General features: G+C 67.0%; 23 protein-coding genes. 15 read left to right on the forward strand and 8 right to left on the reverse strand.

The genetic code is table 11. The annotated features are described in order from the left end of the window. The first annotated feature begins 465 nt into the window (after nt 1-465). Both hrpB and AC6HZP_RS01320 read left to right on the forward strand, forming a co-directional pair. Entirely contained in the window at nt 466-2,919 is a 2,454-nt protein-coding gene (hrpB, locus tag AC6HZP_RS01315) for an ATP-dependent helicase HrpB (RefSeq protein WP_497525080.1), read from the forward strand. A gap of 96 nt (nt 2,920-3,015) precedes the next feature. Further along, nucleotides 3,016-3,243 (forward strand): DUF2442 domain-containing protein, encoded by a 228-nt coding sequence (locus AC6HZP_RS01320; protein ID WP_201401725.1) that lies wholly within the window; start codon nt 3,016-3,018, stop codon nt 3,241-3,243. Nucleotides 3,244-3,386: 143 nt separating this feature from the next. On the opposite strand, the gene AC6HZP_RS01325 is transcribed toward AC6HZP_RS01320, so the two are convergent. Next, on the reverse strand, nt 3,387-3,836 hold the full coding sequence (locus AC6HZP_RS01325) for a VOC family protein (protein WP_497525081.1): 450 nt from the start codon (nt 3,834-3,836) through the stop codon (nt 3,387-3,389). Between the two features lie 75 nt (nt 3,837-3,911). Between AC6HZP_RS01325 and AC6HZP_RS01330 the strand changes: the two genes are divergently transcribed. Next, nucleotides 3,912-4,511: a TetR-like C-terminal domain-containing protein gene (locus tag AC6HZP_RS01330; protein ID WP_497525082.1), complete on the forward strand. Its 600-nt coding sequence runs from the start codon at nt 3,912-3,914 to the stop codon at nt 4,509-4,511. 17 nt (nt 4,512-4,528) lie between these two features. Here the strand turns inward: AC6HZP_RS01330 and glk are convergent, their stop codons facing one another. Next, entirely contained in the window at nt 4,529-5,563 is a 1,035-nt protein-coding gene (gene glk / locus AC6HZP_RS01335; RefSeq protein ID WP_201401728.1) for a glucokinase, read from the reverse strand. Nucleotides 5,564-5,610: 47 nt separating this feature from the next. Beyond that, on the reverse strand, nt 5,611-6,006 hold the full coding sequence (locus AC6HZP_RS01340; protein ID WP_201401729.1) for a methylglyoxal synthase: 396 nt from the start codon (nt 6,004-6,006) through the stop codon (nt 5,611-5,613). Between the two features lie 359 nt (nt 6,007-6,365). On the opposite strand from AC6HZP_RS01340, the gene AC6HZP_RS01345 reads away from it, so the two are divergent. From AC6HZP_RS01345 to deoA, 7 genes are all read left to right on the forward strand, one after another. Next, a complete protein-coding gene (locus tag AC6HZP_RS01345; RefSeq protein WP_201401730.1) occupies nt 6,366-7,358 on the forward strand; it encodes a BMP family lipoprotein in 993 nt (330 codons plus the stop codon). Nucleotides 7,359-7,584: 226 nt separating this feature from the next. Then, entirely contained in the window at nt 7,585-9,108 is a 1,524-nt protein-coding gene (locus tag AC6HZP_RS01350) for an ABC transporter ATP-binding protein (protein ID WP_201404631.1), read from the forward strand. A gap of 463 nt (nt 9,109-9,571) precedes the next feature. Further along, complete coding sequence (locus tag AC6HZP_RS01355) at nt 9,572-10,702, forward strand: ABC transporter permease (protein ID WP_497525083.1); 1,131 nt, start codon at nt 9,572-9,574, stop codon at nt 10,700-10,702. 9 nt (nt 10,703-10,711) lie between these two features. Continuing rightward, nucleotides 10,712-11,686 (forward strand): ABC transporter permease, encoded by a 975-nt coding sequence (locus AC6HZP_RS01360; protein ID WP_497525084.1) that lies wholly within the window; start codon nt 10,712-10,714, stop codon nt 11,684-11,686. Between the two features lies 1 nt (nt 11,687). After that, entirely contained in the window at nt 11,688-12,125 is a 438-nt protein-coding gene (gene cdd, locus AC6HZP_RS01365; protein ID WP_497525085.1) for a cytidine deaminase, read from the forward strand. Further along, a complete protein-coding gene (locus AC6HZP_RS01370) occupies nt 12,122-12,937 on the forward strand; it encodes a purine-nucleoside phosphorylase (protein WP_497525086.1) in 816 nt (271 codons plus the stop codon). The genes cdd and AC6HZP_RS01370 overlap by 4 nt, the downstream gene beginning before the upstream one ends. Nucleotides 12,938-13,116: 179 nt before the next feature. Continuing rightward, the gene (gene deoA / locus AC6HZP_RS01375; RefSeq protein ID WP_497525087.1) at nt 13,117-14,427 is read left to right on the forward strand and encodes a thymidine phosphorylase; all 1,311 of its coding nucleotides are present in this window, start codon (nt 13,117-13,119) and stop codon (nt 14,425-14,427) included. Nucleotides 14,428-14,724: 297 nt separating this feature from the next. On the opposite strand, the gene AC6HZP_RS01380 is transcribed toward deoA, so the two are convergent. Beyond that, the gene (locus tag AC6HZP_RS01380) at nt 14,725-15,486 is read right to left on the reverse strand and encodes an SDR family NAD(P)-dependent oxidoreductase (protein ID WP_201401735.1); all 762 of its coding nucleotides are present in this window, start codon (nt 15,484-15,486) and stop codon (nt 14,725-14,727) included. Nucleotides 15,487-15,810: 324 nt separating this feature from the next. Here AC6HZP_RS01380 and AC6HZP_RS01385 point away from each other — a divergent pair, with 324 nt between their 5' ends. Continuing rightward, on the forward strand, nt 15,811-17,496 hold the full coding sequence (locus AC6HZP_RS01385) for an ATP-dependent nuclease (RefSeq protein ID WP_497525088.1): 1,686 nt from the start codon (nt 15,811-15,813) through the stop codon (nt 17,494-17,496). Between the two features lie 72 nt (nt 17,497-17,568). On the opposite strand, the gene AC6HZP_RS01390 is transcribed toward AC6HZP_RS01385, so the two are convergent. Further along, entirely contained in the window at nt 17,569-18,432 is an 864-nt protein-coding gene (locus tag AC6HZP_RS01390) for a DMT family transporter (RefSeq protein ID WP_497525089.1), read from the reverse strand. Between the two features lie 363 nt (nt 18,433-18,795). Here AC6HZP_RS01390 and AC6HZP_RS01395 point away from each other — a divergent pair, with 363 nt between their 5' ends. Further along, nucleotides 18,796-20,217, forward strand: coding sequence for an aminotransferase-like domain-containing protein (locus AC6HZP_RS01395; protein WP_497525090.1), 1,422 nt, complete (start codon nt 18,796-18,798; stop codon nt 20,215-20,217). On the opposite strand, the gene AC6HZP_RS01400 is transcribed toward AC6HZP_RS01395, so the two are convergent. Further along, nucleotides 20,214-21,587 (reverse strand): DUF1214 domain-containing protein, encoded by a 1,374-nt coding sequence (locus tag AC6HZP_RS01400; protein WP_497525091.1) that lies wholly within the window; start codon nt 21,585-21,587, stop codon nt 20,214-20,216. The two genes, AC6HZP_RS01395 and AC6HZP_RS01400, sit on opposite strands and share 4 nt — an antisense overlap. A gap of 967 nt (nt 21,588-22,554) precedes the next feature. Here AC6HZP_RS01400 and AC6HZP_RS01405 point away from each other — a divergent pair. The 3 genes from AC6HZP_RS01405 (at nt 22,555) to AC6HZP_RS01415 (ending at nt 24,854) form a co-directional block, all read left to right on the forward strand. After that, a complete protein-coding gene (locus AC6HZP_RS01405; RefSeq protein WP_497525092.1) occupies nt 22,555-23,481 on the forward strand; it encodes a cation diffusion facilitator family transporter in 927 nt (308 codons plus the stop codon). Between the two features lie 122 nt (nt 23,482-23,603). Next, on the forward strand, nt 23,604-24,341 hold the full coding sequence (locus tag AC6HZP_RS01410; protein ID WP_497525093.1) for a DUF899 family protein: 738 nt from the start codon (nt 23,604-23,606) through the stop codon (nt 24,339-24,341). 84 nt (nt 24,342-24,425) lie between these two features. Beyond that, nucleotides 24,426-24,854 carry a YciI family protein gene (locus AC6HZP_RS01415; RefSeq protein ID WP_497525094.1) on the forward strand — a complete coding sequence of 143 codons (429 nt, stop codon included), beginning with the start codon at nt 24,426-24,428 and terminating at the stop codon, nt 24,852-24,854. Here AC6HZP_RS01415 and cysK read toward each other — a convergent pair. Then, entirely contained in the window at nt 24,818-25,801 is a 984-nt protein-coding gene (gene cysK, locus AC6HZP_RS01420; RefSeq protein ID WP_497525095.1) for a cysteine synthase A, read from the reverse strand. The two genes, AC6HZP_RS01415 and cysK, sit on opposite strands and share 37 nt — an antisense overlap. A gap of 83 nt (nt 25,802-25,884) precedes the next feature. Continuing rightward, complete coding sequence (gene dut, locus AC6HZP_RS01425; protein WP_497525096.1) at nt 25,885-26,361, reverse strand: dUTP diphosphatase; 477 nt, start codon at nt 26,359-26,361, stop codon at nt 25,885-25,887. Between the last annotated feature and the right edge of the window lie 23 nt (nt 26,362-26,384).

The following is a 26,384-nucleotide window of genomic DNA, read 5'->3' on the forward strand; positions in this document are numbered from 1 at the left end:
GCAGATGAGTTTCGAAGGGCGCCCCTTGCGGCGCCCTTTTTTGTTTTTGGGGGGCAGGGGCTGCAGACCCTCACCCCAGCCCTCTCCCGCACGCGGGAGAGGGGGCTCGCCGGCGCCCGTCGCCGCGTTCTCCGTCGATGACGATCGCCGGCCGAAAAGCCCTCGCCCGCTTGCGGGAGAGGGTTGGGGGAGGGGCTTGTTTGCAGGGCTCCGTTGGTTGGGGAGATCCGACCACCTCCGCCATCATCCTGAGGTGCTTCGCGTGAGCGAAGCCTCGAAGGAGGATCCAGTGGAGCACTCTAGTTTGCCGATGAAATGAGAGGCGTTCCCTGGAGCCTCCTTCGAGGCCCGGCTTCGCCGGGCACCTCAGGATGATGGCGGAGGCAGGGGAGGCGAGGCGGACGACCCGGACCACCCGGGCATCCCCCACTGGCACGAAACCCCGCCGCCCTCTATGACGGCGGCATGCTGCCCGTCGATGATGTCCTTCCCGAACTCAAAGCCGCGCTTGAACGCGGAAACAGCGCCGTGCTGGTGGCGCCGCCGGGCGCCGGCAAGACGACGCGTGTTCCCCTGGCGCTGCTCGATGCGCCGTGGCGGGGCGATCGCCGCATCCTGATGCTGGAGCCGCGCCGGCTGGCCGCCCGCGCCGCCGCACGCCGCATGGCCGAGACGCTCGGCGAGGAGGTCGGTGAGACCGTCGGTTATCGCGTCCGGCTGGAAAAGAAGGTCTCGGCCCGCACCCGCGTCGAGATCGTCACCGAGGGCGTCTTCACCCGCATGATCCTCGACGATCCCTCGCTCGACGGCATCGCGGCGGTGATCTTCGACGAGTTCCACGAGCGCAGCCTCGACGGTGATCTCGGCCTGGCCTTGGCGCTCGACGCGCAGGCGGGCCTGCGCGAAGACCTGCGCATCCTGGTCATGTCGGCGACCATCGACGGCGCCCGCGTGGCGCGGCTGCTGGGCGATGCGCCGGTGGTCGAAAGCCTCGGCCGCATGTTCCCGGTCGAGACGCGGCATGGCGGCCGCGATGCCGCCCGCCGCATCGAGGACGACGTCGCCGATGCGGTGCGCCGAGCGCTGGCGGCGGAGACCGGCAGTCTGCTCGTCTTCCTGCCGGGACAGGCGGAAATTCGCCGCGTCGCCGAGCGGCTGGAAGGACGGGTCGGCGACGGCGTCGAGATCGCGCCGCTCTATGGCGCGCTCGATTTTGCCGCGCAGGACCGCGCGATCCGTCCGGCGGCACCCGGAAAGCGCAAGGTGGTGCTGGCGAGCGCGATCGCCGAGACGTCGCTCACCATCGAGGGCGTGCGCGTCGTGATCGATTCCGGCCTCGCCCGCGCGCCGGTCTACGAACCGGCGACCGGGCTGACCCGGCTCGAGACGCGCCGCGTGTCGCGCGCTTCGGCCGACCAGCGGCGCGGCCGCGCCGGCCGTACCGAGCCCGGCGTCTGCTACCGGCTCTGGGAAGAGGGGCAGACGGCGGCGCTCGCGCCGTTCGACCGGCCGGAGATGCTGGAGGCCGACCTCGCGCCGCTGGTGCTGGATCTTGCCAGCTGGGGCGTTGCCGATCCCGCGCAACTCGCCTTCCTCGATCCGCCACCCAAACCCGCCTGGGAAGAGGCCGTGGCGCTGCTCACCCGGCTCGACGCGCTCGACGCCGATCGCCGCCTGACGAAGGAGGGGGAGGGCCTCGCCCGCCTCGCCGTCAGCCCGCGCCTTGGTCACATGCTGCGCAAGGGCGCCAGCCTCGGCCATGGCAGCCTCGCCGGCGCGATCGCCGCGCTCCTCTCCGAAACCGGGCTCGGCGGCAACGATGCGGACCTGCGCGAGCGGCTGCGCCGGCTCTTCGCCGCCCGCGATCCGCGAAGCCGGGATTCGTTGTCGCTCGCCGCGCGCTGGGCCCGCGAGGCCGGGGCGCGGGGCGAGAATGGCCGCGCCGACATCGAGGAGGCGGGGCTCCTCACCGCCTTCGCCTTCCCGGACCGGATCGCCATGGCGCGCGGCGCGCCCGGCGCCTTCGTCATGGCGAACGGGCGCGGCGGCATGCTCGATCCGGCCGACGCGCTGTCGCGAGAGCCGTTCCTCGCGGTCGCCAGCCTGCAGGGCGCGGCCGAGAACGCGCGCATCCTCGCCGCCGCGCCGATTTCTCGCGAAGAGATCGAGGCCAATTTCGCCGGTGGGATCGTCGAGGAGGAGGGCGTCGCCTTCGATCCGCAGACCGGCTCTGTACGTGGCCGCAGCGTGCGCCGGCTCGGCCGGCTGGTGCTCGCCGACCGCGCCAGCGGCAAAGTCTCCGACGCGGCGGTGCAGGCGGCGCTGTTGGCGGAAATCCGGCGGCGCGGCGTGGCGGCGCTTCCCTGGGAGAAGACGGCCGAGCAATTCCGCGCCCGCATCGCCTTCCTGCATGCCCGTCTCGGGGCCGACTGGCCGGATGTCTCCGACGCGGCGCTAGCGCAGGACCTCGACGACTGGCTCGGGCCGTATCTCTCGGGAAAACGCCGGCTCGACGCGGTGACGCCGGGCGTGCTGCATGAGGGCCTGGCGAGCCTGGTGCCGTGGGACAGGCGGGCAGCGATGGACCGCCTCGCCCCGACCCATTTCGATGCGCCGTCGGGATCGCGCGTGCCGATCGATTATTCCGATCCGAACGGGCCGGTTCTGGAGATCCGCGTGCAGGAATTGTTCGGGCTCGACCGGCATCCGTCCGTCGGCGATGGCGGCGTGCCGCTGACGGTGACGCTGCTCTCGCCGGCGCACCGGCCGATCCAGATCACCAAGGATCTGCCCGGCTTCTGGCGCGGCTCGTGGAAGGATGTCCGCTCCGACATGCGCGGCCGCTATCCAAAACATGTCTGGCCGGACGATCCGCTCGTCGCCCAGGCGACCGCGCGGGCGAAGCCACGCGGCACCTGAGCCAGTCGCCGGAGCTGGCGTCGACTCGGAATTGCCATTCTGTGGCGGCAAGGTCGGGAACGGCCGAATCACCTCGCGTCGCGGAAAGGAACGTCCATGAAGATCGATCCCGTCGCCATCGATGCCGCCGTGACCAAGGATGCGCTCCTCGTGAGCCTTGCCGACGGACGCGAGCTCGCCACCCCGATCGACTGGTTCCCCCGCCTCGTCGGCGCGACGCGGGCCGAGCGCGAGAACTGGCAGATTACCGGCCGCGGCGAGGCGCTGCACTGGCCGGATCTCGGCGAGGACATCGCGGTCGCCAGCCTGCTGCGGATCAGCTGAGGTCAGGTCCAGCTCAGGCGTCATCCCCGCGAAGGCGGGGATCCATTCCGCCGGGCTCTCTGAGAAATATCAGAGCTTTAGCAGGCCAAGGCTTCGGCTGCATGGATCCCCGCCTTCGCGGGGATGACGGAGGTTTGCCGGCCTCACGCCGAGGTCTCGGCCTCCCAGCGGCGCTGCATTTCGGCTGGCGCGACTTCCTCGATCTTCTGCGACAGCGTCCAGCGATGGCCGTAGGGGTCGAGCACCTGGGCGATGCGCTCGCCAAAGCTCTGGTCGGCGGCGGCGCGCAGCAGCGTCGCGCCGGCCGCCAGCGCCCGCTCGACCATGGCGTCGGTCGCGTTGGTGTCGAGGTGGAACGTCACCGGCGAGCCGCCGACCGTGTCGGGGCTGACGGCGCCGAAATCGGGATATTCGTCGGCGATCATCATCAGCGTCTCGCCGAAGCGGAGCTCGGCGTGGCCGACCCTGCCGTCCGAGGGATCCGTCATGCGGAAGATCTCCTCGGCGCCGAAGGCCTTCTTGTAGAAATCGATCGCCTCGGCGGCGTTCCTGGTGATGAAATGGGCACTGACCCGAAGTGTCGTCGGTTCCACGGTCTCTCTCCCTCTTGGCTTCTGTCGTAGTCTCCCTTGCACCCCATCCGGGATTAGATTACGTTCCGTTGCGTAATGAGTCAAGCAAGCCCTCCCAAGCGAAAACCCGGCCGGCCGCCCAGCGCCGAAGCGCGCGAGCGCGCGCTCCGCGCCGCACATGAGATCCTGATGGCGGAAGGCTTCGGCCGGCTGTCGATCGAGGCGGTCGCGGCGCGCTCGGGCGTCGGCAAGCCGACGCTCTACCGCAACTGGGCCAATGCGCAGGAACTGGCGCTCGCCGCCCTCGTCGCCAACCCGCTGCCGGAGGCGCTGGCCGAGGGAGCCACGGCGCGCGCGCGGCTTTTGGCGCAGATGCGCGGCCTCGTCACCGCCTTCGCCACGACGCGCGGCCGCCAGGTCGCCCTGGCGCTGGCCTCGGCCGATCCGCAGAGCGAGTTCACCAAGGCGTTCCGCAACAAGGTGATCCTGGCCAGCCGCGAGACGGGGCGGACGATCCTGGAAAGTGCGATCGCTTCCGGCGAGATGGCGCCACCGCCGGATCTGGAGGCGCTGCTCGACATGATCTACGCGCCGGTGTTCTACCGGCTGCTGGTCGGGCACCAGCCCCTCGACAGGACCCTCGCCGACGCCGTCGTCGCGACGGTCTTCTCCCTCCCCACAAGGGGGAGGGAATGACGGCGGCGCTGCCGGCCCTATTTCAGCCAGCGCCTTCCCTCGGTGACGATGCCGAAGAGGTCGGGGTGGCGGGCATAGGCGGTGATGCCGGCGAGCGCCGGTTCGGGATGGACGACGACCGAGGTCGGCATGCGGTCCATCAGCGCCTGATGCGGCACCTTGTCGATGAAGGCCTCGCGGAATCCGCTCTGCTGCAGGAAGGGCGCGATCTTGGCGGCGATGCCGCCGGCAAGGAAGATGCCCCCCCGCGCCATGAAGATCAGGGCGAGATTGCCGGCGAGCCGGCCGAGATGCACGCAGAAGAGCTCCAGCGCCTCTTCGGCGCTCGCGTCGGAACGCTCCATCGCTGCGGCGGTGATCTCCGACGGATTGTCGAAGCGGGCCGCGACGCCGTTGGCGGAAGCGACGGCGCGATAAAGGCGGACGAGGCCGCTGCCGCAGAGCAGCGTCTCGCCCTCGATGCGGGCGAACGGGCCGCCCTTGTAGGGCTTTTCCAGATGCGGCCAGATCTCGAAGTCGCGCTCGCTCACGGGCGAAAGGTCGATATGGCCGCCTTCGCCGGGAACCGGCAGCCAGGTGCCGTTGGCGTGGATCAGGGCGGCGGCGCCGAGGCCGGTGCCGGGACCGACCACGACCTGCGCGGCATTGGTCAGCGGCGCGCCGGATCCGATCGGCAGGAGATCGTCGCCGGCGAGCGCCGGCAGCGACAGCGACAGCGCCTCGAAATCGTTGAGCAGGATCACTTCGTCGAGCCCGAAGCGGGCGATCATCCGCTTCGGCTCCACCACCCAGTGGCAGTTGGTCAGCGGCACGCGGTCGCCCTGGATCGGGCCGGCCAGCGCCAGCACGGCCGAGTGCGGCGTCAGGTCGGGCGGCAGCACCGCGGCGATGGCGTCGTCGATGGTGGCGAAATCGGCGGTCAGCACCGTCGGAAAGCGCAGTGGCGGCGAATTCTCGTCCGGCACCAGCGCGAAGCGGGCATTGGTGCCGCCGATATCGGCGATCAGCGCCGGGAAGGGAACGAAGGCGCGAGGGGTCGTGATCGTGGTCATGGTGCCTTGCGTTGGCTGATCGGGCGACGGGTTGTTCGGTAGATGTGTCAGGTGGTCTGCAGGAAGGCGTCGGGATGGGCGATCAGGAGATCGGCCGTCGCCGCGTTCAGCGCCATCGGAATATCGTAAAGCGCGCCGAGCCGCATCAGCGCCTTGACGTCGACGTCATGCGGCATCGGCGTCAGCGGGTCGACGAAGAAGATCAGGCCCTTGATGCGGCCTTCGGCGATCAGCGCGCCGATCTGCTGGTCGCCGCCGAGCGGGCCGCTCTTCAGCCGCGTCACCGGCAGTTCCGGCACCGCCTCGATGATGCGGCCGCCGGTCGTGCCGGTGGCGTAGAGGTCGAACTCGGCGAGGCGTGCCCGGTGCGTGACGGCGAAGGCGACGAGATCGTCCTTCTTCTTGTCGTGGGCAACCAGCGCGAGGGCCGGACGGATCGCCATGGACTGTTCTCCCTACGGTCCGAGCGACCGACATCCCAGTGATAGCGTGCCAGTGATAGAAAGATCGGGGTCCGAGGAAAAGCCGAAAGTGAGCGTGGCCGCATTTTCCGCGTCGGTCGGCCACCGCTATTTCTTGATCAGTTGAATAAAAAAATCCCGCCGCCTAAGCTGCGAGACACGATCCGCGACGCTGGGAAAAGCAGCGGATGGTTGCGCGCCTGACCAAAGAAACCGCATGAAATTTGTCAGGGGCCATGCGAAATTGGGAACAGCTGCCGCTCGTCGGTAACGCAAGGGGGCGCTTCGGACTGGCGATCAACGCCACAAGAACAAGCCTTTCAGAGGAGAGATCTACCATCATGATCCGCAAGTTCATTGGAGCGGCCGTCGTGGCGCTCATGGCGACGGGCTCGGCCTGGGCTGCCGACGTCAAGCCGGCGCTGGTTTACGGCACGGGTGGCAAGTTCGACAAATCCTTCAACGAAGCCGGCTACAACGGCTCGGAGAAGTTCAAGGCCGAGACGGGCATCGACTACAAGGATTTCGAGCCGCAGAACGACACCCAGGGCGAGCAGGCGATCCGCAATTTCGCCAAGCGCGGCTTCAACCCGGTCGTCGCGCTCTCCTTCGCCTGGACCGACGCGGTCGCCAAGGTCGCCAAGGAATTCCCGGACACCCAGTTCGTGCTGGTCGACTCCGTCGTCGAGGCGCCGAACGTCCGCTCCGTCGTCTTCGCCGAGGATGAAGGCTCCTACCTCGTCGGCGTGCTCGCCGGCCTGAAGTCGGAATCGAAGAAGGTCGGCTTCGTCGGCGGCATGGACATTCCGCTGATCCGCAAGTTCGGCTGCGGCTACGTGCAGGGCGCCAAGGCTGCCGGCGCGACCGACGTGTTCCAGAACATGACCGGCACCACGGGCGCCGCCTGGAACGATCCGGTGCGCGGCGGCGAGCTCGCCAAGTCGCAGATCGACCAGGGCGCGGACGTGATCTACGCGGCTGCCGGCGCCACCGGCCTCGGCGTGCTGCAGACGACCGTCGACGCCGGCAAGCTCGGCATCGGCGTCGATTCGAACCAGAACCACCTGCATCCCGGCAAGATCCTCACCTCGATGGTGAAGCGCGTCGACGTCGCGGTGCACAACGCCTTCTCCGACGTCAAGGACGGCAAGTTCACCGCCGGCACCCAGGCCCTCGGCCTGAAGGAAAACGGCGTCGACTGGGCTTTTGACGACAACAACAAGCCGCTCGTCTCCGACGAGATGAAGGCCGCCGTCGAGAAGGCCAAGGCCGACATCATCTCGGGCGCCGTCAAGGTCCATAACTACATGGACGACGAGAAGTGCCCGGGCTAAGCCCGGCGCGTCGCTGAACGAGGACCGCGATGCCAGCTTCCGGCATCGCGGACCGGTTGCCGTCGCCGGATATCGCCTCCGCCTGCCCTCGGGCGGGCGGAGAGCGGTCCGAGGCCAGGCGCCCGACCCGGACGGGTCCGGCCTCGACCCGGCATGGCGAACACATACCCGGTCCCCTCGCAGGAGGGCGTGACCGTATCGGGGCCCTTCCATGACCGTTTCGACCCTGGATTCCACGCCTGCCATCGAGCTCGTCGGCATCGACAAGCGCTTCGGGCCGGTCCACGCCAACAAGAACATCAATCTCTCGGTCGCCAAGGGCTCGATCCACGGCATCATCGGCGAGAACGGCGCCGGCAAGTCGACGCTGATGTCGATCCTGTACGGCTTCTACCATGCGGATTCCGGCCAGATCCTCGTCGACGGCAAGGAACTTCGCATCACCGACAGCCAGACGGCGATCAAGGCTGGCATCGGCATGGTCCACCAGCACTTCATGCTGGTCGAGAATTTCTCCGTGCTCGAAAACGTCATGCTCGGCGTCGAGGGCGGCGCGCTGCTGAAGCGCGGCGAGGCCGCCGTCCGCGGCGAGCTCGGCCGGATCGAGCGCGAATACGGGCTCGACGTCGATCCCGATGCGATCATCGAGGAGCTCCCCGTCGGCAAGCAGCAGCGGGTCGAGATCCTCAAGGCGCTCTATCGCGGCGCCGAGGTGCTGATCCTCGACGAGCCGACCGGCGTGCTGACGCCGGCGGAGGCGGATCACCTGTTCCGCATGCTGGCGCAGCTCAAGGAGCAGGGAAAGACCGTCATCCTGATCACGCACAAGCTGCGCGAGATCATGGCGATCACCGACACCGTCTCCGTCATGCGGCGCGGCGAGATGGTCGCCACCCGCAAGACGTCCGAGACGACGATGGCGGAGCTGGCCGAGCTGATGGTCGGCCGCCGCGTGCTGCTCAGGGTCGAGAAGGGCGAGGCGAAGCCGGGCCCGGTCGTGCTTTCGGTCGAGAACCTGACCGTCAAGGATTCGCGCGGCGTCACCATGGTCGACAACGTGTCGTTCGAGGTCCGCGCCGGCGAGATCGTCGGCATCGCCGGCGTCGCCGGCAACGGCCAGTCGGAATTGCTGGAGGCGATCGCCGGCATCCGCAAGCCGGCCTCGGGCCGCATCCTTCTGAACGGCGAGCCGGTCGAGCGGCTCGATCCGGCGCGCCTGCGCAAGAAGGGCCTCGCCCATGTGCCGGAAGACCGGCACCACATGGGGCTGGTGCTCGCCTTCGAGGAGAAGGAAAACGCCATCCTCGGCTACCAGGACGACCCGAAATACCTGAAGGGGCCGTTCCTCGACATCGACGCCATCCGCCGCGACGCGGTCGAAAAGATCGAGAAATACGACATCCGCCCGGCCGACCCGCGCCTGAAGACGGCGAATTTCTCCGGCGGCAACCAGCAGAAGATCGTGCTCGCCCGCGAGATCGAGCGGGATCCGGCCTGCCTGCTCGTCGGCCAGCCGACGCGCGGCGTCGACATCGGCGCCATCGAGTTCATCCACAAGCGCCTCGTTGCGCTCCGCGACGAGAGCAAGGCGATCCTGCTGGTCTCGGTCGAGCTCGACGAGATCCGTTCGCTGTCCGACCGCATCCTCGTCATGTTCGCCGGCACCGTCGTCGGCGAGCCGGAGGCGCATGCCGGCGAGCAGGAGATCGGCCTGATGATGGCCGGCATCGCCCGGGAGGCGGCGGAATGATTTTTTTCGCGCGCGCTCCCTCTCCCTCGCGGGGAGAACCTGGCAACTACCGCTTCGACTGCGGAAATGGCTCGTCGCGCCTCTCGGATGGACGGAGCCGGTACCCCCTCCCTAACCCTCCCCACAAGGGGGAGGGGATTCTGGATCATGCGGCTGACTTCAGAGTGCGCGCGCCGTCGTCGCACCTGTCTTCCGCTGGCAGGCAGGAGCCCAAGCGCTTCGGTCGCTCCCCTTCTTCACCCTCCCCCTTGTGGGGAGGGCCGGGGAGGGGGTACCGGCTCCCCGTTTCCGGATCAGCTCTTTCACCTCTCCCTGAGGGAGAGGTCGGCCCGCAGGGCCGGGTGAGGGTTTACGCCCTCACGGACAAGTTTCCTAAACCCTCACCCGCCGGCCTTCGGCCGTCGACCTCTCCCTCAGGGAGAGGTGAGGATCTCGGCACGCACCACATCAACGGATTGCACCCATGAGCGCTCCCCTCGGAACCCTGCCGCGCTGGGTCAATTTCGGCCTGCTGCCGCTTCTGAACGTCCTCGTCGCCTTCGCCATTTCCGGCCTGGTCGTGCTGTTCATCGGCGAGAGCCCGGTCGAGGCGGTGCAGTACATGCTGTCGGGCGCGCTCGGCTCCGGCGAGGGCATCGCCTTCACGCTCTATTACGCCACCAATTTCATCTTCACGGGCCTTGCCGTCGCCGTCGCCTTCCATGGCGGCCTCTTCAACATCGGCGGCGAGGGGCAGGTCTATCTGGGCGGCCTCGGCGTCGCCATGGCCGCGCTGGCGCTTGACCGCTACATGCCCTGGTACGTCACCGCCGTGGTGGCGACGGCGGCGGCCTTCGCCTTCGGCGCGCTCTGGGCGCTGATCCCGGCCTGGCTGCAGGCGAAGCGCGGCAGCCACATCGTCATCACGACGATCATGTTCAACTTCATCGCCGCGGCGCTGATGGTCTATCTGCTCGTCAACGTCATCAAGCAGCCCGGCAACATGTCGCCGCAGACCCGCCTGTTCGAGCCGGGCGGCCAGCTGCCGAAGCTCGGCTGGCTGATGCAGTGGTTCGGGCTCGACATCGGCGCCGCGCCGTTCAACGTCGCCTTCCTGATCGCGCTGGTCGCCGCCTTCGTCGTCTGGGTGCTGATCTGGCGCACCCGCTTCGGCTACGAGATCCGCACCATGGGCACCAACCCGACGGCGGCGGTCTATGCCGGCATTCCCTATGTGAAGACGGTGGTCCTCACCATGATCATCTCCGGCGGCCTCGCCGGCATGATGGCGCTGAACCCGGTGATGGGCGACATGGGCAAGCTGCAGGTCGAATTCCCGGCCGGCGCCGGCTTCGTCGGCATCGCGGTGGCGCTGATGGGCCGCTCGCATCCGGTCGGCATCATCATCGCCGCCATCCTGTTCGGCGTGCTCTACCAGGGCGGCGCCGAGCTCTCCTTCTGGGTGCCCAACATCACCCGCGAGATGATCATCCTGATCCAGGGCCTGGTGATCCTGTTCGCCGGCGCGCTCGAGCACATGTTCCGGCCGCCGCTGATCGCGCTCTTCGCGGCGAAACCGAAATCCCGGCCGGCATCCGCCGCCGGCGCGGCCTGAGGAGCGATCATGGAAAGCCTGTTCGCCGATCTGATCCAGATCCTCGCCGCCACCGTCCGCCTGTCGGTGCCGCTCGTCTTCACCGCGCTCGCCGGCCTCTATGCCGAGCGGTCCGGCATCGTCGACATCGGCCTCGAGGGCAAGATGCTGTTCTCGGCCTTCTCGGCCGCCTCGGTCGCGACCGTCACCGGCTCGCCCTGGCTCGGCCTGTTCGCCGCGATCCTGACCGGCGTGCTCTTGAGCCTGCTGCACGGCTTCGCCTCGATCACCCAGCGCGGCAACCAGATCATCTCCGGCGTCGCCATCAATTTCATCGCCTCCGGCCTGACGATCCAGCTCGGCAATGCCTGGTTCGGCCAGGGCGGCCGCACGCCGCAATTGCCGAACTCCGCGCGCTTCACCGAGATCACGCTTCCCTATGCGAGCGAGATTGCCTCGGTGCCGTTCCTCGGCCCGCTTTATGCGCGGCTGATCTCGGGGCAGAACATCCTCGTCTATCTCGCCTTCCTCGCCGTGCCGCTGACCTGGTGGGTGCTCTACCGCACGCGCTTCGGCCTGCGGCTGCGCGCCGTCGGCGAGAATCCAGGCGCCGTCGACACCGCCGGCATCTCGGTTTCCTGGCTGCGTTATCGCGCGCTGATCTGCTGCGGCATCCTCGCCGGCTTTGCCGGCACCTATCTGTCGGTGGCGCAATCGGCCGGCTTCATCCGCGAGATGTCGGCCGGCAAGGGCTATATCGCGCTCGCCGCCCTCGTCTTCGCCAAGTGGAAGCCGCTCAACGTGCTTCTGACCTGCCTGCTGTTCGGCTTCCTCGACGCCGCGTCGATCCGCCTGCAGGGCATCATCCTGCCCGGCATCGGCGAAGTGCCGGTGCAGCTGATCCAGGCGCTGCCGTACATCCTGACCGTGATCCTTCTGGCCGGCTTCATCGGCAAGGCGATCCCGCCGCGCGCGAGCGGCGTGCCCTATGTGAAGGAGCGCTGACGTGACGGCTACCCTCGACGCCGAAACGCGCGCCGACCTGCTGAAGCGGGCGCAGGCGGTTCGCCTCAACGCCCACGCGCCCTATTCGAACTTCTTCGTCGGCGCCGCCATCCTCGCCGACGACGGCAGCATCCATGTCGGCGCCAATGTCGAGAACGCCTCCTATCCGGAGGGCTGGTGCGCCGAGACCTCGGCGCTCGGCCAGATGATCGCCGCCGGCATTGCGGGCGAGGGCCGCCGCGTCGCCGCCGTCTTCGTCGTCGCTGACCGGGTCGATGGCGGCATCGTCTGCACGCCCTGCGGCGGCTGCCGCCAGCGGCTGAAGGAATTTGCGCATCCGCAGACGCTGATCCACTGCTCGGATCCCGCCGGCAAGGGCCAGGATTTCACCATGGCCGAGCTGCTGCCGGCCGGCTTCTCGCTGGACGAGCGGCCTTGACGGCGCGCGACGACGGCCACGCCGCGGCGGCGATCGTCCGCGCCCGCCGCGACGCGCCCTATCGCTTCGGCATCGTGCTCGGCTCCGGCCTCGGCCCGCTCGCCGACGCGGTCGAGGACGCGATCGCGATCCCCTATGCGGAGCTGCCGGGCCTGCCGGTCTCCAAGGTCTCGGCCCATGCCGGCAGCCTGGTCGCCGGCCGGCTCGAGGGCGTCGAGATCCTGGTCTTCTCCGGCCGCTCGCATTTCTACGAGGCAGGCGACGCGGCGGTAATGCGCAATGCCGTCGGCATGCTCGCCGCGCTCGGCTGCGAGGGCGTGATCCTTACCAACGCCGCCGGCTCGCTGCATACGGAGATGGGCCCGGGCTCGCTGATGATGCTCGACGACCACATCAATTTCTCCGGCGGCAACCCGCTGATCGGCGAGGAAAGCGACGCCCGCTTCGTCGGCATGACCACGGCCTATGACCTCGGCTGGCGCGCCGCCTTCGAGCGCCTCGCCACGGACGCCGGCATCCCGCTGTCGCGCGGCGTCTACATGTGGTTCTCCGGCCCCTCCTTCGAGACGCCGGCCGAAATCCGCATGGCGCGCATCCTCGGCGCCGACGCCGTCGGCATGTCGACCGTGCCGGAGGCGATCCTGGCGCGCTTCTTCAACCTCCGCGTCGCCGCCTTCTCCAACATCACCAATCTCGGCGCCGGCATGACGGGCGACGAGCTCTCGCACCAGGAAACCAAGGACATGGCCCCGGTCGGCGCCAAGAAGCTGGAAAAGCTGATCCGCCGGTTTCTGAAGGATCAGGCGGTCTGACGGTTCTTCACCTCTCCCATAGGGAGAGGTCGGCCCGCAGGGCCGGGTGAGGGGTTGCGGCTTCTCCGGATGGTTCCCTAACCCCTCACCCGCCGGCCTTCGGCCGTCGACCTCTCCCTCTGGGAAAGGTGAGATAAGCAGCCGGTCGAAGGACGGGCCCAAAGGGAGAGACAAAAAACATGCTGCCGCAGGAAATCATCCGCCAGAAGCGCGAGGGCGGCGTGCTCTCGGCCGACGCGATCCGCTTCATGGTCGAGGGGCTGACCGACGGCTCCGTCTCGGAGGGTCAGGTCGCCGCCTTCGCCATGGCGGTCTTCTTCCGCGGCATGACGAGCGACGAGGCGGTGGCGCTGACTTTGGCCATGCGGGATTCCGGCAATGTACTCGACTGGTCGGAGCTTGACGGCCCGGTCGTCGACAAACATTCGACCGGCGGCGTCGGCGACAATGTCTCCCTGATGCTGGCGCCGATGGTGGCGGCCTGCGGCGCCTATGTGCCGATGATCTCCGGTCGCGGCCTCGGCCATACCGGCGGCACGCTCGACAAGTTCGACGCCATCCCCGGCTACAGGAGCCAGCCCGACCTGCCGCTCTTCCGCAAAGTCGTGCGCGAGGTCGGCACGGCGGTGATCGGCCAGACGGCGGACCTCGCCCCGGCCGACAAGCGCCTCTACGCCATCCGCGACGTCACCGCGACGGTCGAATCGATCCCGCTGATCACCGCCTCGATCCTGTCCAAAAAACTCGCCGCCGGGCTGCAGGGCCTCGTCCTCGACGTCAAGACCGGCTCCGGCGCCTTCATGGCGACGCGGGCCGAGGCGCGGACGCTGGCCGAGAGCCTGGTCGAGGTGGCGAACGGCGCCGGCGTCGCCACCACGGCGCTGATCACCGACATGGACGAGCCCTTGGCCTCCGCCGCCGGCAACGCCGTCGAGGTGAGGAACGCCGTCGATTATCTCACCGGCGCCGCGCGCGACGCGCGGCTGCACGAGGTCACGCTGGCGCTCGGCACCGAGATGCTGGTTACCGCCGGCCGCGCCGCCGACGTCGCCGAGGGCCGCGCCCGGCTCGAGGCGGCGCTCGCCTCCGGCGAGGCTGCCGAGCGCTTCGGCCGCATGGTCGCCGGCCTCGGCGGCCCCGCCGATTTCGTCGAGCGCGTCGGCGACTATCTGCCCCGCGCCGCCGTCACCCGCGACGTGCTGGCGGAGGGCGAGGGCCATGTGAACGGGATCGACACCCGCGCCGTCGGCGTCGCGGTGATCGAGCTGGGCGGCGGCCGCCGCGTCGCCTCCGACACGATCGACCTCTCCGTCGGCTTCACGGGCCTCGCCGGCCATGGCGCCCGCGTCGACGCGAAGACGCCGCTCGGCCGCGTGCACGCGCGGAACGAGGCGGACGCCGACCGCGCCGCGTCGCTGCTCCGCGCCGCCTACCGCCTCGGCGAAGCCCCCGCGCCACGCCCTGCCGTGCACGAGCGCATCGAAGGGTAGTCGTTCTGTCGTCGCGGGCGAGAGCCCATTCCCTCCCCCTTGTGGGGAGGGCTAGGGAGGGGGTACCACCTCGCGGTTTCCGGGAAGGGGCGCCTTCGGATCGATCGGCGCCGGTACCCCCACCCCGACCCTCCCCACAAGAGGGAGGGGGAGCCCGATCCCTCCCGCCACGCACCCCATCATCCTGAGGTGCCCGGCGCAGCCGGGCCTCGAAGGACGCACGGCCGCCCCGAAAAACAAAAAAGCCCCCTCCCGGCGGGGAGGGGGCTTTTGAGGGATTCCCTCAGAGCGGGGATCTCAGACCCAGCCGCCGTCGACGATGTAGCTCTGGTTGGTGCAGCCCGATGCCTCGTCGGAGGCGAAGAACAGCACCGGCTTGGCGATGTCGTCGGGGTAGAGCTTGCGCTTCAGGCACTGCTTGTTCATCAGGTCGGCTTCGGCTTCCGGCGTCAGCCAGAGGTCGATCTGGCGCTGCGTCATGATCCAGCCGGGGACGACCGAGCAGACGCGGATATTGAACGGGCCGAGGTCGCGCGCGAGGCCTCGCGTGAGCCCCTGCACGGCCGACTTCGCCGAGGTATAGGCCGGCATGCCGCCCTGGCCGATCATCCACGAGGTCGAGCCCATGTTGATGATGGCGCCATGGCCGGCCGCCTTCATGTCCTCGGCCACGGCCTGCGCCGCGAAGAACTGGTGGCGGATGTTGACCTGGTAGCGCTCGTCCCAATATTCGGGCGTCACGTCTTCCAGCTTGTGGCGCTGGTCGTGCGCGGCGTTGTTGACCAAAATGGTGATCGGCCCGAGCTTTTCGCGGACATTGGCGATCGCCTGGCGGAGCGCTGCGATATCGCGCAGGTCGCACTTCTCGAAATGCACGGTGCCGGAAGCGGAAAGCTCCTTCACCAGCGCTTCCGAGGCCTCGACGTTGATGTCGAGGAAGCCGACCTTCGAGCCCTGCGCGACGAAGTGGCGGACGATCGATTCGCCGATGCCGCTACCGCCGCCGGTAATCAGCACGGTGCGATCCCTGAGGCTCGGGTAAATGGCGCCGCTGGTCATGGTTGTCTCCGTCCCTGGCTTGTCCCGCGACGTGGGGCCGCGATGACTCTTGCGTTAGATGCTTGCGATGAATGCTTGCGCTGTCTGCAAGGCGCCGGTCGCCCGGCCCGCGCCTGTTCTAAGCCAAAGCCGAAGCGAGCGGAACCGAAATTTGAGGGGCGTACGTCAGGGGGAGGGGGGACATTCTTGTTTCGACGCCAGCTCGCCTGTGAAGCCCGCAATACCCTGTGGAAGGTCGACAAAATTAGACGAAGCGCGATGGCAACCTATGAGGGTACTCTGCCAATCTGTGCACGGCACCTTCCTCTCTATTAGGTCAGCATCATGAAAATTTGCTCGATTGAGGCTCATAATTTTCGGACCCTTGAGGACATCAGCTTCAAGTTCACTCACAACTATTGCGCAATATCTGGGAAGAATAACGCCGGAAAGACCGGTGTAGTGAAGTTAATTCGATTTTTCTTGGAAAATAAGGATGAAGAACAGATCTATTTATACAATGATCGGCTCTCTTTTGCGCGTGACTCGACACAGTGGGCGACAGGAGCCAAAGAAGTCGAATTGAGAATCGAGTTGCAGCTAGATCGAGTAGATGACTCGGAAATATTCTATTTCGTCGAGAGATTTGGCGCGCTGATAATGCCAACAAATGTGGTGAAAATATCATTCATCCAAAAGATAGATAAGGACGACAGGAGTTCTATTTCTTGTTTTGTCGAGGGGAAGGAGTTAGAAGAGCGCGATTCGAGTGAGATATTAAAGAAAATCAGATCAGTAAATAGTTTAATTCTGCATAATTCCACCGCTCCAACGAGAAGTTATTTTTACAGAGGGAGTGGTCTCGCGGAGTTTCTCGAGGCATCTTTTTCTCCCGATGATCGCCGAAGAATCGAAGAAGCCGAGAATAACCTGAAGACGAAGGTAAAACGGGCGGCGAAAAGTCACAAAGATGAGCTTGAAAAACTGCTTGGCAAGCTAAGTGACAAGTACCAGGTGGAGCTGGGCACAATAGATAACGGAAGATCCTCAAGATTCCCTCTTGAGCTAAAGCTGACGGACAAGAGTGTGGAGGTTCCGTTGGGGGATTGGGGGGCTGGAACGCAGAACCGAACACGAGTGCTTATGTCGGTGTTGGATGCGGTCAGGACGCGCTCTTCCGTTACAGAGAAGGACCGTTCAACACCGATATTTTTGGTGGAAGAGCCTGAGAGCTTCCTGCATCCGTCAGCTCAGGCGGAATTTGGTCAAGTCCTAAATGGGCTTGCCGAAGAGTTAAAGATCCAAATAATAGCGACCACTCATAGTCCGTATATGTTGAATCAAAAAGATCCTGCTGCAAACATTCTCCTAGAGCGGCGAGTTTATAGAAATCTTCCCCGAGATACTATAATAAAAGATACTTCAGGCGATGATTGGATGCTGCCATTTGCGGAGAATCTTGGAATAGTTCCAGAGGAGTTCGGTCATTGGAAGAAGGTGTTTGGCGTAAATTCCAACCGAGTTATTTTAGTTGAGGGAGATATTGATAAAAGATACTTTGAGATCTTCAGGGAAAAGTATCCGTCAATATATGGTATTCCCGATGATGTTGAAGTTGTGGCGTACGGCGGAAAGGATGCTCTTAAGAATACGACAATACTGCAATTTATGATTAGTAAATTTGGGCGTGTGTTTGTAACATTCGATTTGGATGTGAAGGAGGAGGTGAAGGCGTCTCTCGATAGAATCGGCCTGCTAGAGGCGAGGGACTATTGTGCAATCGGACGCGCCGTATCTGGCAGTGATTGTATTGAGGGTCTTCTGCCGGCGGAGATCAAGAAAAAAGTCTACGGGGATCAGCACGAGCTGGTCACAGCTATATCGTCTCAAGATTCTAGGGCTAGAAACTCCGCTAAATCATCCCTTAAGCAGGCACTCTTGGTTGAGTTCGAAAAATACGATGGGAGCGATAAAGATCTCGCGGATTTCAAGGGGTTGTTCGCTGGCATAGGTCGTGCGTTTCAGCGCTAGGGCTGCGTATCAAGCGGCCTGAACGAACTTGGCTTTGGGGGGGTGGGGTGCCGCATCCTCACCCCTCCCCTCTCACCCCGCGAACCTCTTCGCCCCGAACACACACGCGATGACCGCGACCGTCGCGGCGAGCATGCTCGTCGAGACGGGTTCGCCGAGGAGTAACGCGGCCAGCGCGAGACCCATCAGGGGCTGCAGCAGCTGCAGCTGGCCGACGGCGGCGATGCCGCCGAGCGCCAGGCCGCGATACCAGAAGACGAAGCCGATCAGCATGCTGAAGAGCGAGACATAGGCGAGGCCGAGCCAGGCCGGCGTCGCGATCCCGCCGAGATCTTCGGGGCGGACGACGAGCGCGACCAGAAGCATGGGCGGCAGCGACAGGACGAGCGCCCAGGAGATCACCTGCCAGCCGCCGAGCCGGCGCGACAGCCGCCCGCCCTCGGCATAGCCGAGGCCGCAGACGAGGATCGCCGCCAGCATCAGCAGATCGCCGGCCGGGCTTGCTGTAATGCCCTGTGAAAACGCGAAGCCGGCGACGGCGGCGCTGCCGAGGCCGGAAAACAGCCAGAAGGCCGGGCGTGGCCGCTCGCCGCCGCGCAGCACGCCGAACAGCGCGGTCGCGAGCGGCAGCAGGCCGACGAAGACGATCGAATGCGCCGCCGTGACATGGCGGAGCGCCAGCGCCGTCAAAAGCGGGAAGCCGACGACGACGCCGAGCGAGACGATGACGAGCGGCGCGAGGTCGCTTCGGGCCGGGCGCGGCGCGCGCAGTGCGACGAGCAGCGCCACGGCGAGCAGGCCGGCGATCGTGGCGCGCGCCACCGTCAGGAAGACCGGGTCGAAGCCGGCGACGGCAAGCCGCGTCGCCGGCAGCGAGCCGGAAAAGATCGCGACTCCGATGAAGCCCGAGAGCCAGCCGTCCGTCGTCCTGTCCATGTTCTTCCTGTCTCTCCGTCTTCGCGCTCACGAGGTCCAGCGCTCCGGCTCACCTCTCGCCTCAAGGGAGACCTTTGCCAACGCCATCCTCATCATGCTGAGGAGGCCCGCAGGGCCGTCTCGAAGCACGCAGAGTGGTCGTGCGATCGATCCGGCGCGCCTCGAGACTGTGCGTCCTTCGAGGCCCGAGCTCCGCTCGGGCACCTCAGGATGATGGAGATCGAGCTCCACCTGACAACGGCGCAGAATGCGCAAAGTCTCCCCATGGGAGAGGTGAAAGGGGGCGCGCCCCAAGTTGACGACCTATCCCCCCAAATCCATGGTCACACCAGAGACGGTGCGGTACAGTTCGGGCAAACTGTTATGCCAACGGAGGCCATACGGATGGACGCGATATCCGGAGACGGCACGCGGACCGGGCGGGTGATGGCGGCGATCCGAGCCCGCGTCGCCAGCCGCCAGCTGCCGGCCGGCGCGAAGCTGCCCTCGATCCGCGCGCTGGCCAAGACCCTGCAGGTCTCGACCTCGACCGTGGTGGAGGCCTATGAGCGGCTGGTGGCGGAAGGGCTGATCCGCTCGCGTCCGGGCTCCGGCTTCTATGTCGCGAGCGCGGCCGCGCCGCTGGCGCTGTCGGAGATCGGGCCGCCGCGCGACCGCGCCATCGATCCGCTCTGGGTGTCGCGCCAGTCGCTCGACGCGGCGACGGGCGACCAGATGCCCGGCTGCGGCTGGCTGCCGCCCGACTGGATGCCGGAGGCGGGCATGCGCCGGGCGCTCCGGGGCCTCGCGCGCGCCGACGAGACGGCGCTGTTCGATTACGGCACGCCGCTCGGCCTGCCGCAGCTCCGCCAATGGATCGCCCGGCGGCTGGCGGAAAAGGGCGTCGAGGCGTCGCCAAACCAGATCCTCCTGACGGATTCCGGCACGCAGAGCATCGATTTGATCTGCCGGCTCCTGGTCGGCCCGGGCGACGTCGTGCTGGTCGACGACCCCTGCTATTTCAATTTCCAGGCGCTTTTGCGCGCGCATCGCGTGACGATCGTCGGCGTGCCCTATACGCCGGCCGGGCCGGATGTCGAGGCGTTCGCAAAGGTCTGCGCCGAGGCGAAGCCGCGCCTCTACATCACCAATTCGGCGATCCACAATCCGACCGGCGCGACGCTCTCACCGGTCTCCGCCCACCGCATCCTGAAGCTCGCCGAGCAGCACGGGCTCACGATCGTCGAGGACGACATCTTCGCCGATTTCGAGCTGACGCCGGCGCCGCGGCTCGCCGCCTTCGACGGGCTGGAGCGGGTGATCGAGATCGGCTCGTTCTCGAAGACGCTCTCGGCCTCGGCCCGCTGCGGCTTCATCGCGGCGCGGCCGGACTGGATCGAACGCCTGGTCGATCTGAGGATCGCCACCAGCTTCGGCGGCGGCCGGCTCAATGCCGAGCTGACGCTGAGCCTGCTGCGCGACGGCGGCACGCGAAAGCATCTGGACGGGCTGCGGCTTCGGCTGGCCCGCGCCATGGCGGAGGTCGGCGCCAGGCTGCGCGGGATCGGGCTCGTACCCTGGATCGAGCCCGAGGCCGGCATGCTCCTCTGGTGCCGGCTTCCCGGCGATCTCGACGCCGCCGACGTCGCCCGCGCAGCGCTCGCCGAGGGCGTCATACTGGCGCCCGGCAACGTCTTCAGCGTCTCGCAGACGGCCGGCAGCTATCTCCGCTTCAACGTCTCGCAATGCGGCGACGCGCGCGTCTTCAGCGTTCTGGAGCGGGCGATCCGGCTGTCACGGCGCTAGCGAAGCTCGGTCAGCGGCGGCGGCGTCCACTTGCCCTCCTTCACCGCTGCCTTCGGCACATAGGCGCGGAAGGTGAGCGAGAACGGATGCCCCTCCGGCGAGGGCAGCCAGTTCGCCTCCGGCACGCCGGCGACCGGCTTCGGCCCGATGCCGATCTTCAGCGAGCCGTCCGCCTCTGCGGTGAGCTTGGAGTGGCTGTTGAAATTGTAGCGCTTGAGCGGGTTCGGAACGACGCGGTAGTCCGGCACACCGACGAGGATGACCGACCAGTAGCCGTCGACCACCTTCGCCGGCAGGCTGTCGGCCGGGAAGTGGAGGACATAGCTCTTCGAGCCGTCGACCCGCTTGCCGGCCCCGTCGCTGACCAGCGAGAAGTAGACGACCTCGTCGGTGGAGTTGGCCCAGATGCCGGCATAGTTCGCCGTGGTCCGCTGGAAATAGTCGCTGCCATAGGCGCCGCCGCGGTCGCCGATGGCCCAGCCATCGCGGACCTCCAGGCTTTTGGCGATGCTGTTCTTGACGAAATCGGGAATGATCGCGTCGCGCAGGGCCTTGTCGATTTCGGCGCGCGCCTCGGGGCTCGACGCCGCATAGGCGGCGACGAAGCGCGCCTTCTGCTGCACCGCCGCCGCGACCGGCGAGACGTCGAGTGCGCTCGAAAACACCGCGTCGACATGGTCGAAGGCCTCAACGCCGATCAGCGTCTTGTTGTCGAAGTTCGGGCGGTCCGGCGCCGGCACCGGCGTGACGGCGCCGAGCGGCGACAGCTTGAACTGCTTCTGCAGCGCGACCGCCCCCTCCGGATCGCCCTTGATCTCGACCCGGGCCAGCAGCTTGGCCTTGGCGGAATGCAGTTCGATGCGGCCGGCATCCGGCGGGATGGCGACGGTCGATCCCAGCTTCACCAGCGCGAACTTGCCGAACGGCTTTGATGGAAAGGTGCGCTCGTTGATGTTGGCGATCACCTCGCCCCATTCGTCGAGGATCTGCGCCGTGTAGTAGCGGCCCCTAATCTCCGGCACCTCGAGCAGCACGCCGGAATCGTCGTCGGTGGCGATCCAGGCTTCGAGATAGGCGACGTCGAAATTGGGATTGACGAAATCGGCAGTGCCGAGCGGGTTGTAATGGATGGTGTTCCAGGCGAAGCCGTCCGCCTTGCTGTCCATCTGCTCCTGCCGGATCACCAGCAGGCGGCCGAGCAGATAGACATAGGCGTCGTGGATCGTCTGTTCGTCGGGGCGGGCGACCGTCTCCGTCTGGGCCAGAGCCGGAAGGGGCATGAGCGTCGCGGGCAGGGCCGCGAGGCCGAGCGCGAGCGACAGGGCGACGCCTGCCTTTCGGGCGACGGAACGGCAGAAGATCCAGTCCATTCATGTCTCCTTGGCTGACGTCGCGGCGAGCCGGGCGCGCGGGATTCGGTTGAGACGCAGGGATAGTCTTCGCTAACTCTAGGGCAGGTAGGCCGCTCCCTCAATTGTCGGCCGGCCGGTTCCAGCAACGGCGCGGGGTTCGATGATCGATCGACTGACGCGGAAGGCTTCGCCTTGTTGCTCTGTAAGGCGGCGTCGGCCGAGTACCCACTCCCCGTCATCCCCGCGAAGGCGGGGATCCATGCAGCCGCGCCTTCGGGAGGTTCGCGCGGGATCGAACCCGGCTGAATGGATCCCGGGTCAAGCCCGGGATGACGGCGAGAGGGGGGGCGGTGGAGCCAGGCGGTAGGAGGCTTGTCCTCGGCAGAACGGCCCGTGCCTCCGGTCCGGGCCGCCACCTCGACACCCGGCTCGCGCCTCGGCGCCCGGCCTTGTCCGCGAACGTCATCTCACTCTCCGTCATCCCCGCGAAGGCGGGGATCCATTCAGCCGCGCCTTCGGGAGGTTTGCGCGGGATCGAACCCGGCTGAATGGATCCCGGGTCAAGCCCGGGATGACGGCGAGCTGGTGGGGGCGCTGGGGCCAGGCCGTCGGAGGTTTGCTCTCGGCAGAACCGCCCGTGCCTCGGCGTCCGGTTTGCCGCCTCGACACCCGGCTCGCCCTCGGCACCTGGCCTTGTTCCCGCGCTCCCCCATCCCCCCGCACTCCGTCATCCCCGCGAAGGCGGGGATCCATACAGCCGCGCCTTCGGGAGGTTCGCGCGGCAATCAACCCGGCTGAATGGATCCCGGGTCAGGCCCGGGATGACGGCGAGAGGGTGGGGTCGGTGGAGCCAGACCGTCGGACGTTTGCGCCGCAATCGAACCGGCTGAACGCCACGGCTGGTGCGCCGTTGGCGTGACTTGGCTAGGATCGGGCTTTGGTTGGGATCGGGCCAATGGTTGGTGCTCGTCTCTTGGGGGACTTCATGCTGAGCGAACAGGGCGTCTTGCGCGCCTCGATCGTCGTGACCTTCGCGCTCGCGGTGTTCGGAATCATCTTCGGCCTGCTGTCCGGCTCGTTCTCGATCGCCTTCGACGGCGTCTTCGCGCTGACCGACGCCGCCATGACGACGGTGGCGCTCGGCGTCTCCCACCTGATCGTCCAGTCGGCGCAGCGCGACGCGCTGTCGGGAAAATTGCGCAACCGCTTCACGGTTGGATTCTGGCATCTCGAGCCGATGGTGTTGGGGCTGAACGGCACCATCCTGATCATGGTCGCCATCTACGCGCTGATCAACGCGCTCCTCTCGATCCAGGCCGGCGGCCGCGAGCTGGAATTCGGCTATGCCATTCTCTACGCCGCGACGACGCTTCTCCTCTGTCTCGGCATGGCGCTGTTCGACTGGCGGGCGAACCGCCGGGTCCAGTCCGACTTCATCAAGCTCGACATCCATTCCTGGCTGATGTCCGGCGCGATCAGCGGCGCGCTGCTCATCGCCTTCCTGATCGGCTATGCCGTCGAGGGCACGCGCTTCGCCTGGGTTTCACCCTATATCGATCCGGCCGTGCTGGCCTTGATCAGCCTCGCCATCATCCCGATCCCGATCGGCACGGTCCGCCAGGCGGTGGCCGACATGCTGCTTCTGGCGCCGGGCGATCTCAAGGCGCATGTCGACGAGGTCGCCGCCGAAACCGTCGCCCGGCATGGTTTCCTCGGCTACCGCGCCTATGTTGCCAAGGTGGGCCGGGCCAAGCAGATCGAGCTTTATTTCATCGTGCCCAAGGACGGGCCGGCAAAGCGGCTGGAGGCATGGGACCGGATCCGCGACGAGATCGGCGAGGCGATCGGCGACGAAAGCTACAATCGCTGGCTGACGATCGCCTTCACCACCGACACCGGCTGGGCCGAATAATTTCTCGCAGGGCCTGTCGATAGGGGCGTCGTTCGATCGTTGAGTGGGGGAGGAGGCGGCGTTCGGCCCGGCCGGATCTCGCGTCCAGGAGCGTGTTCAACGAACCACGAAGGGAAGACGCCATGGCCCAAGATCAGACCCTCGCTCAAGACCAGATCCTCGAACCGGTCGAAAAGCTGGTGCCGGCCGCCGAGCTGGCGGCGCAGAACCCTGTCCGGATGCCGAACGAGAGCGACGATTATCGCAAGGCGCGCAACGAGCTGCTCGCGGCCGAGATCGAGTTGCGCCGCCATCTCGAGCGCGTCGCCGTCCTGCGCCGGGCGCTGCCGCCGGGCGGTCCGGTGACGAAGGATTACCGCTTCGTCGGCGAGAGCGGGCCGGTCTCGTTCGCCGATCTCTTCGGCGACAAGCAGACCCTCGTCGTCTACAGCTACATGTACGGGCCGCAGCGCCAGCGCCCGTGCCCGATGTGCACCTCGCTGATGAGCGCCTGGGACGGCGAGGCCGAGGATATCGGCCAGCGCGTCGCTTTCGTCATGATCGCCCGCTCGCCGATCGAGCGTCTCGTCGCCTACAAGCAGGAGCGCGGCTGGAAGGCGCTTCGCCTCTTCTCCGATCTGAGCGGCGACTATACGCGCGACTATGTCGATCCCCAGGATGGCGATGCGCCGGGTCTCAACGTCTTCACCCGCCGCGACGGCACGATCCGCCATTTCTGGGCCGGCGAGATGGGCGCCGTGCCGCCGGATCCGGGCCAGGACGCGCGCAGCGCGCCGGATTTGATGCCTCTCTGGGTGGTCCTCGACCTGACGCCCGAGGGCCGCGGCACCGACTGGTATCCGAGCCTCGAATATCGCTGATCACACAAGGTCTTAGCTGTCCAGCGTTTCCATAGAGACAGGGAACCGCGCCAACCGGCGCGCCTCCATCCAGGGAGAATTCCGATGCAGTATGCCTGTCTGGTCTATGTCGACGGCGCCGCCATGGCGGCGCTCTCGAAGGAGGAGCAAGCGCGTCTCACCGACGAGACGATCGCGCAGGACTGGGAACTGCGGCGGAGCGGCCAGCTGATCCTGGCGCGGCCGCTGCAGCCGCCGGCGAGCGCGGCGATCGTGCGCGTGCGGGCGGGCCGGGCCACCGTCACCGATGGCCCGTACACCGAGGCGAAGGAGTTCCTCGGCGGTTTCCTGATCGTCGAGGCGGACAGCATGGCGGCGGCGGTAGCCATCGCCGGCGCCTGCCCGATGGCGCGCTTCGGCAGCATCGAGGTGCGGCCGCTTCTCGACCAGACGCACAGCGTCACGGGCGAGGAACGGCCGCTCTTCGAGGTCTGCGGCTATTCCAGCCCTTCGAACAGCGCGGTCGAGAGATAGCGCTCGGCGAAGGACGGGATGATGATGACGATGTTCTTGCCGGCGCTTTCCGGCCGGGCCGCCACTTGCAGCGCGGCGGCGATCGCCGCACCCGACGAGATGCCGACCGGGATGCCCTCGACCCGGGCTACCAGCCGTGCCGTCTCCAGCGCCTCGCTGCTCGGGATCTGCACGATCTCGTCATAGATCGCCGTATCGAGCACGGCCGGCACGAAGCCGGCGCCGATGCCCTGGATCTTGTGCGGGGCGGGCGAGCCGCCGGAGAGCACAGGGCTCTCGGTCGGCTCGACGGCGATCACCTTCAGCGACGGCTTGCGCGGCTTCAGGACCTGGCCGACGCCGGTGATGGTGCCGCCGGTGCCGACGCCGGAGATCAGGATGTCGATGCCGCCATCGGTATCGTTCCAGATCTCCTCCGCTGTCGTCTCGCGGTGGATCGCCGGATTGGCCGGGTTCTGGAACTGCTGCGGGATGACGGCGTCACCGATCTCCGCCTTCAGCTCTTCGGCGCGGGCGATCGCGCCCTTCATGCCCTTCGGCCCCTCGGTCAGCACCAGTTCGGCGCCAAGCAGCTTCAGCATCTTGCGCCGCTCGATCGACATCGTCTCCGGCATGACGAGGATCAGCCGGTAGCCGCGCGCCGCGGCGACGAAGGCGAGAGCGATGCCGGTATTGCCGGAGGTCGGCTCGATCAGGGTGGTCTTGCCGGGGACGATCTTGCCCTCGGCCTCGAGCGCATCGACCATGGCGACGCCGATGCGGTCCTTGACGCTCGCGATCGGGTTGAAGAATTCGAGCTTGGCCAGCAGGTTGGCGTCGACGCCCTTCAGCTTCGCCAGCCGGTCCAGCCGGACGATCGGCGTGTCGCCGATCGTGTCGGTGATCGAGGCGTAGATCTTGCCGCGACCGCGCTTGTGGGCGTCTACCTTGTTCGATCCTTCGGCCATTTTCGGGCATCTCCCTGTTTCATTTGCGCTTTAAGGCCGAATGCTAGTCTAGGCAGCCCGGCCGGTCGAGATCGGGCGGCGGGCTATTTGCCGCCGGTCGAGCCGAAGCCGCCGGCGCCGCGCGCCGTCTCGGTCGAGAACTCGGCCACCACTTCGAAGCGCGGCCGCACTACCGGCACGAACATCATCTGCGCGATGCGGTCGCCGGGCTCGATCGTGATCGGCGGCGTACCGGCGGCGTTGCGGTTCCAGACGCTGACCAGGATCGGGCCGAGATAGTCGGCGTCGATCAGCCCGGTCGAGTTGCCGAGCACCAATCCCGTCTTGTGACCGAGGCCGGAGCGCGGCAGGATCATCGCGGCGACGAAGGGGTCGCGGATGAAGAGCGCGAGGCCGCTCGGGATCAGGACCGCCGGCGAGCCCGCCTCGATCACGACGGGCGCATCGATCGCGGCGCGCAGGTCGATCGCCGCCGCCATGTCGCTCTGATAGGCGGGCAGGCCCCAGGCTTCGAGGCGCGGGTCGAGCACCTTCAGTTCGATCGTCGGCTGGTGCGGCACGGCGCGGTCCCTCATGCTTAACA

This window comes from Kaistia sp. SLG-1 (genome assembly GCF_059699055.1).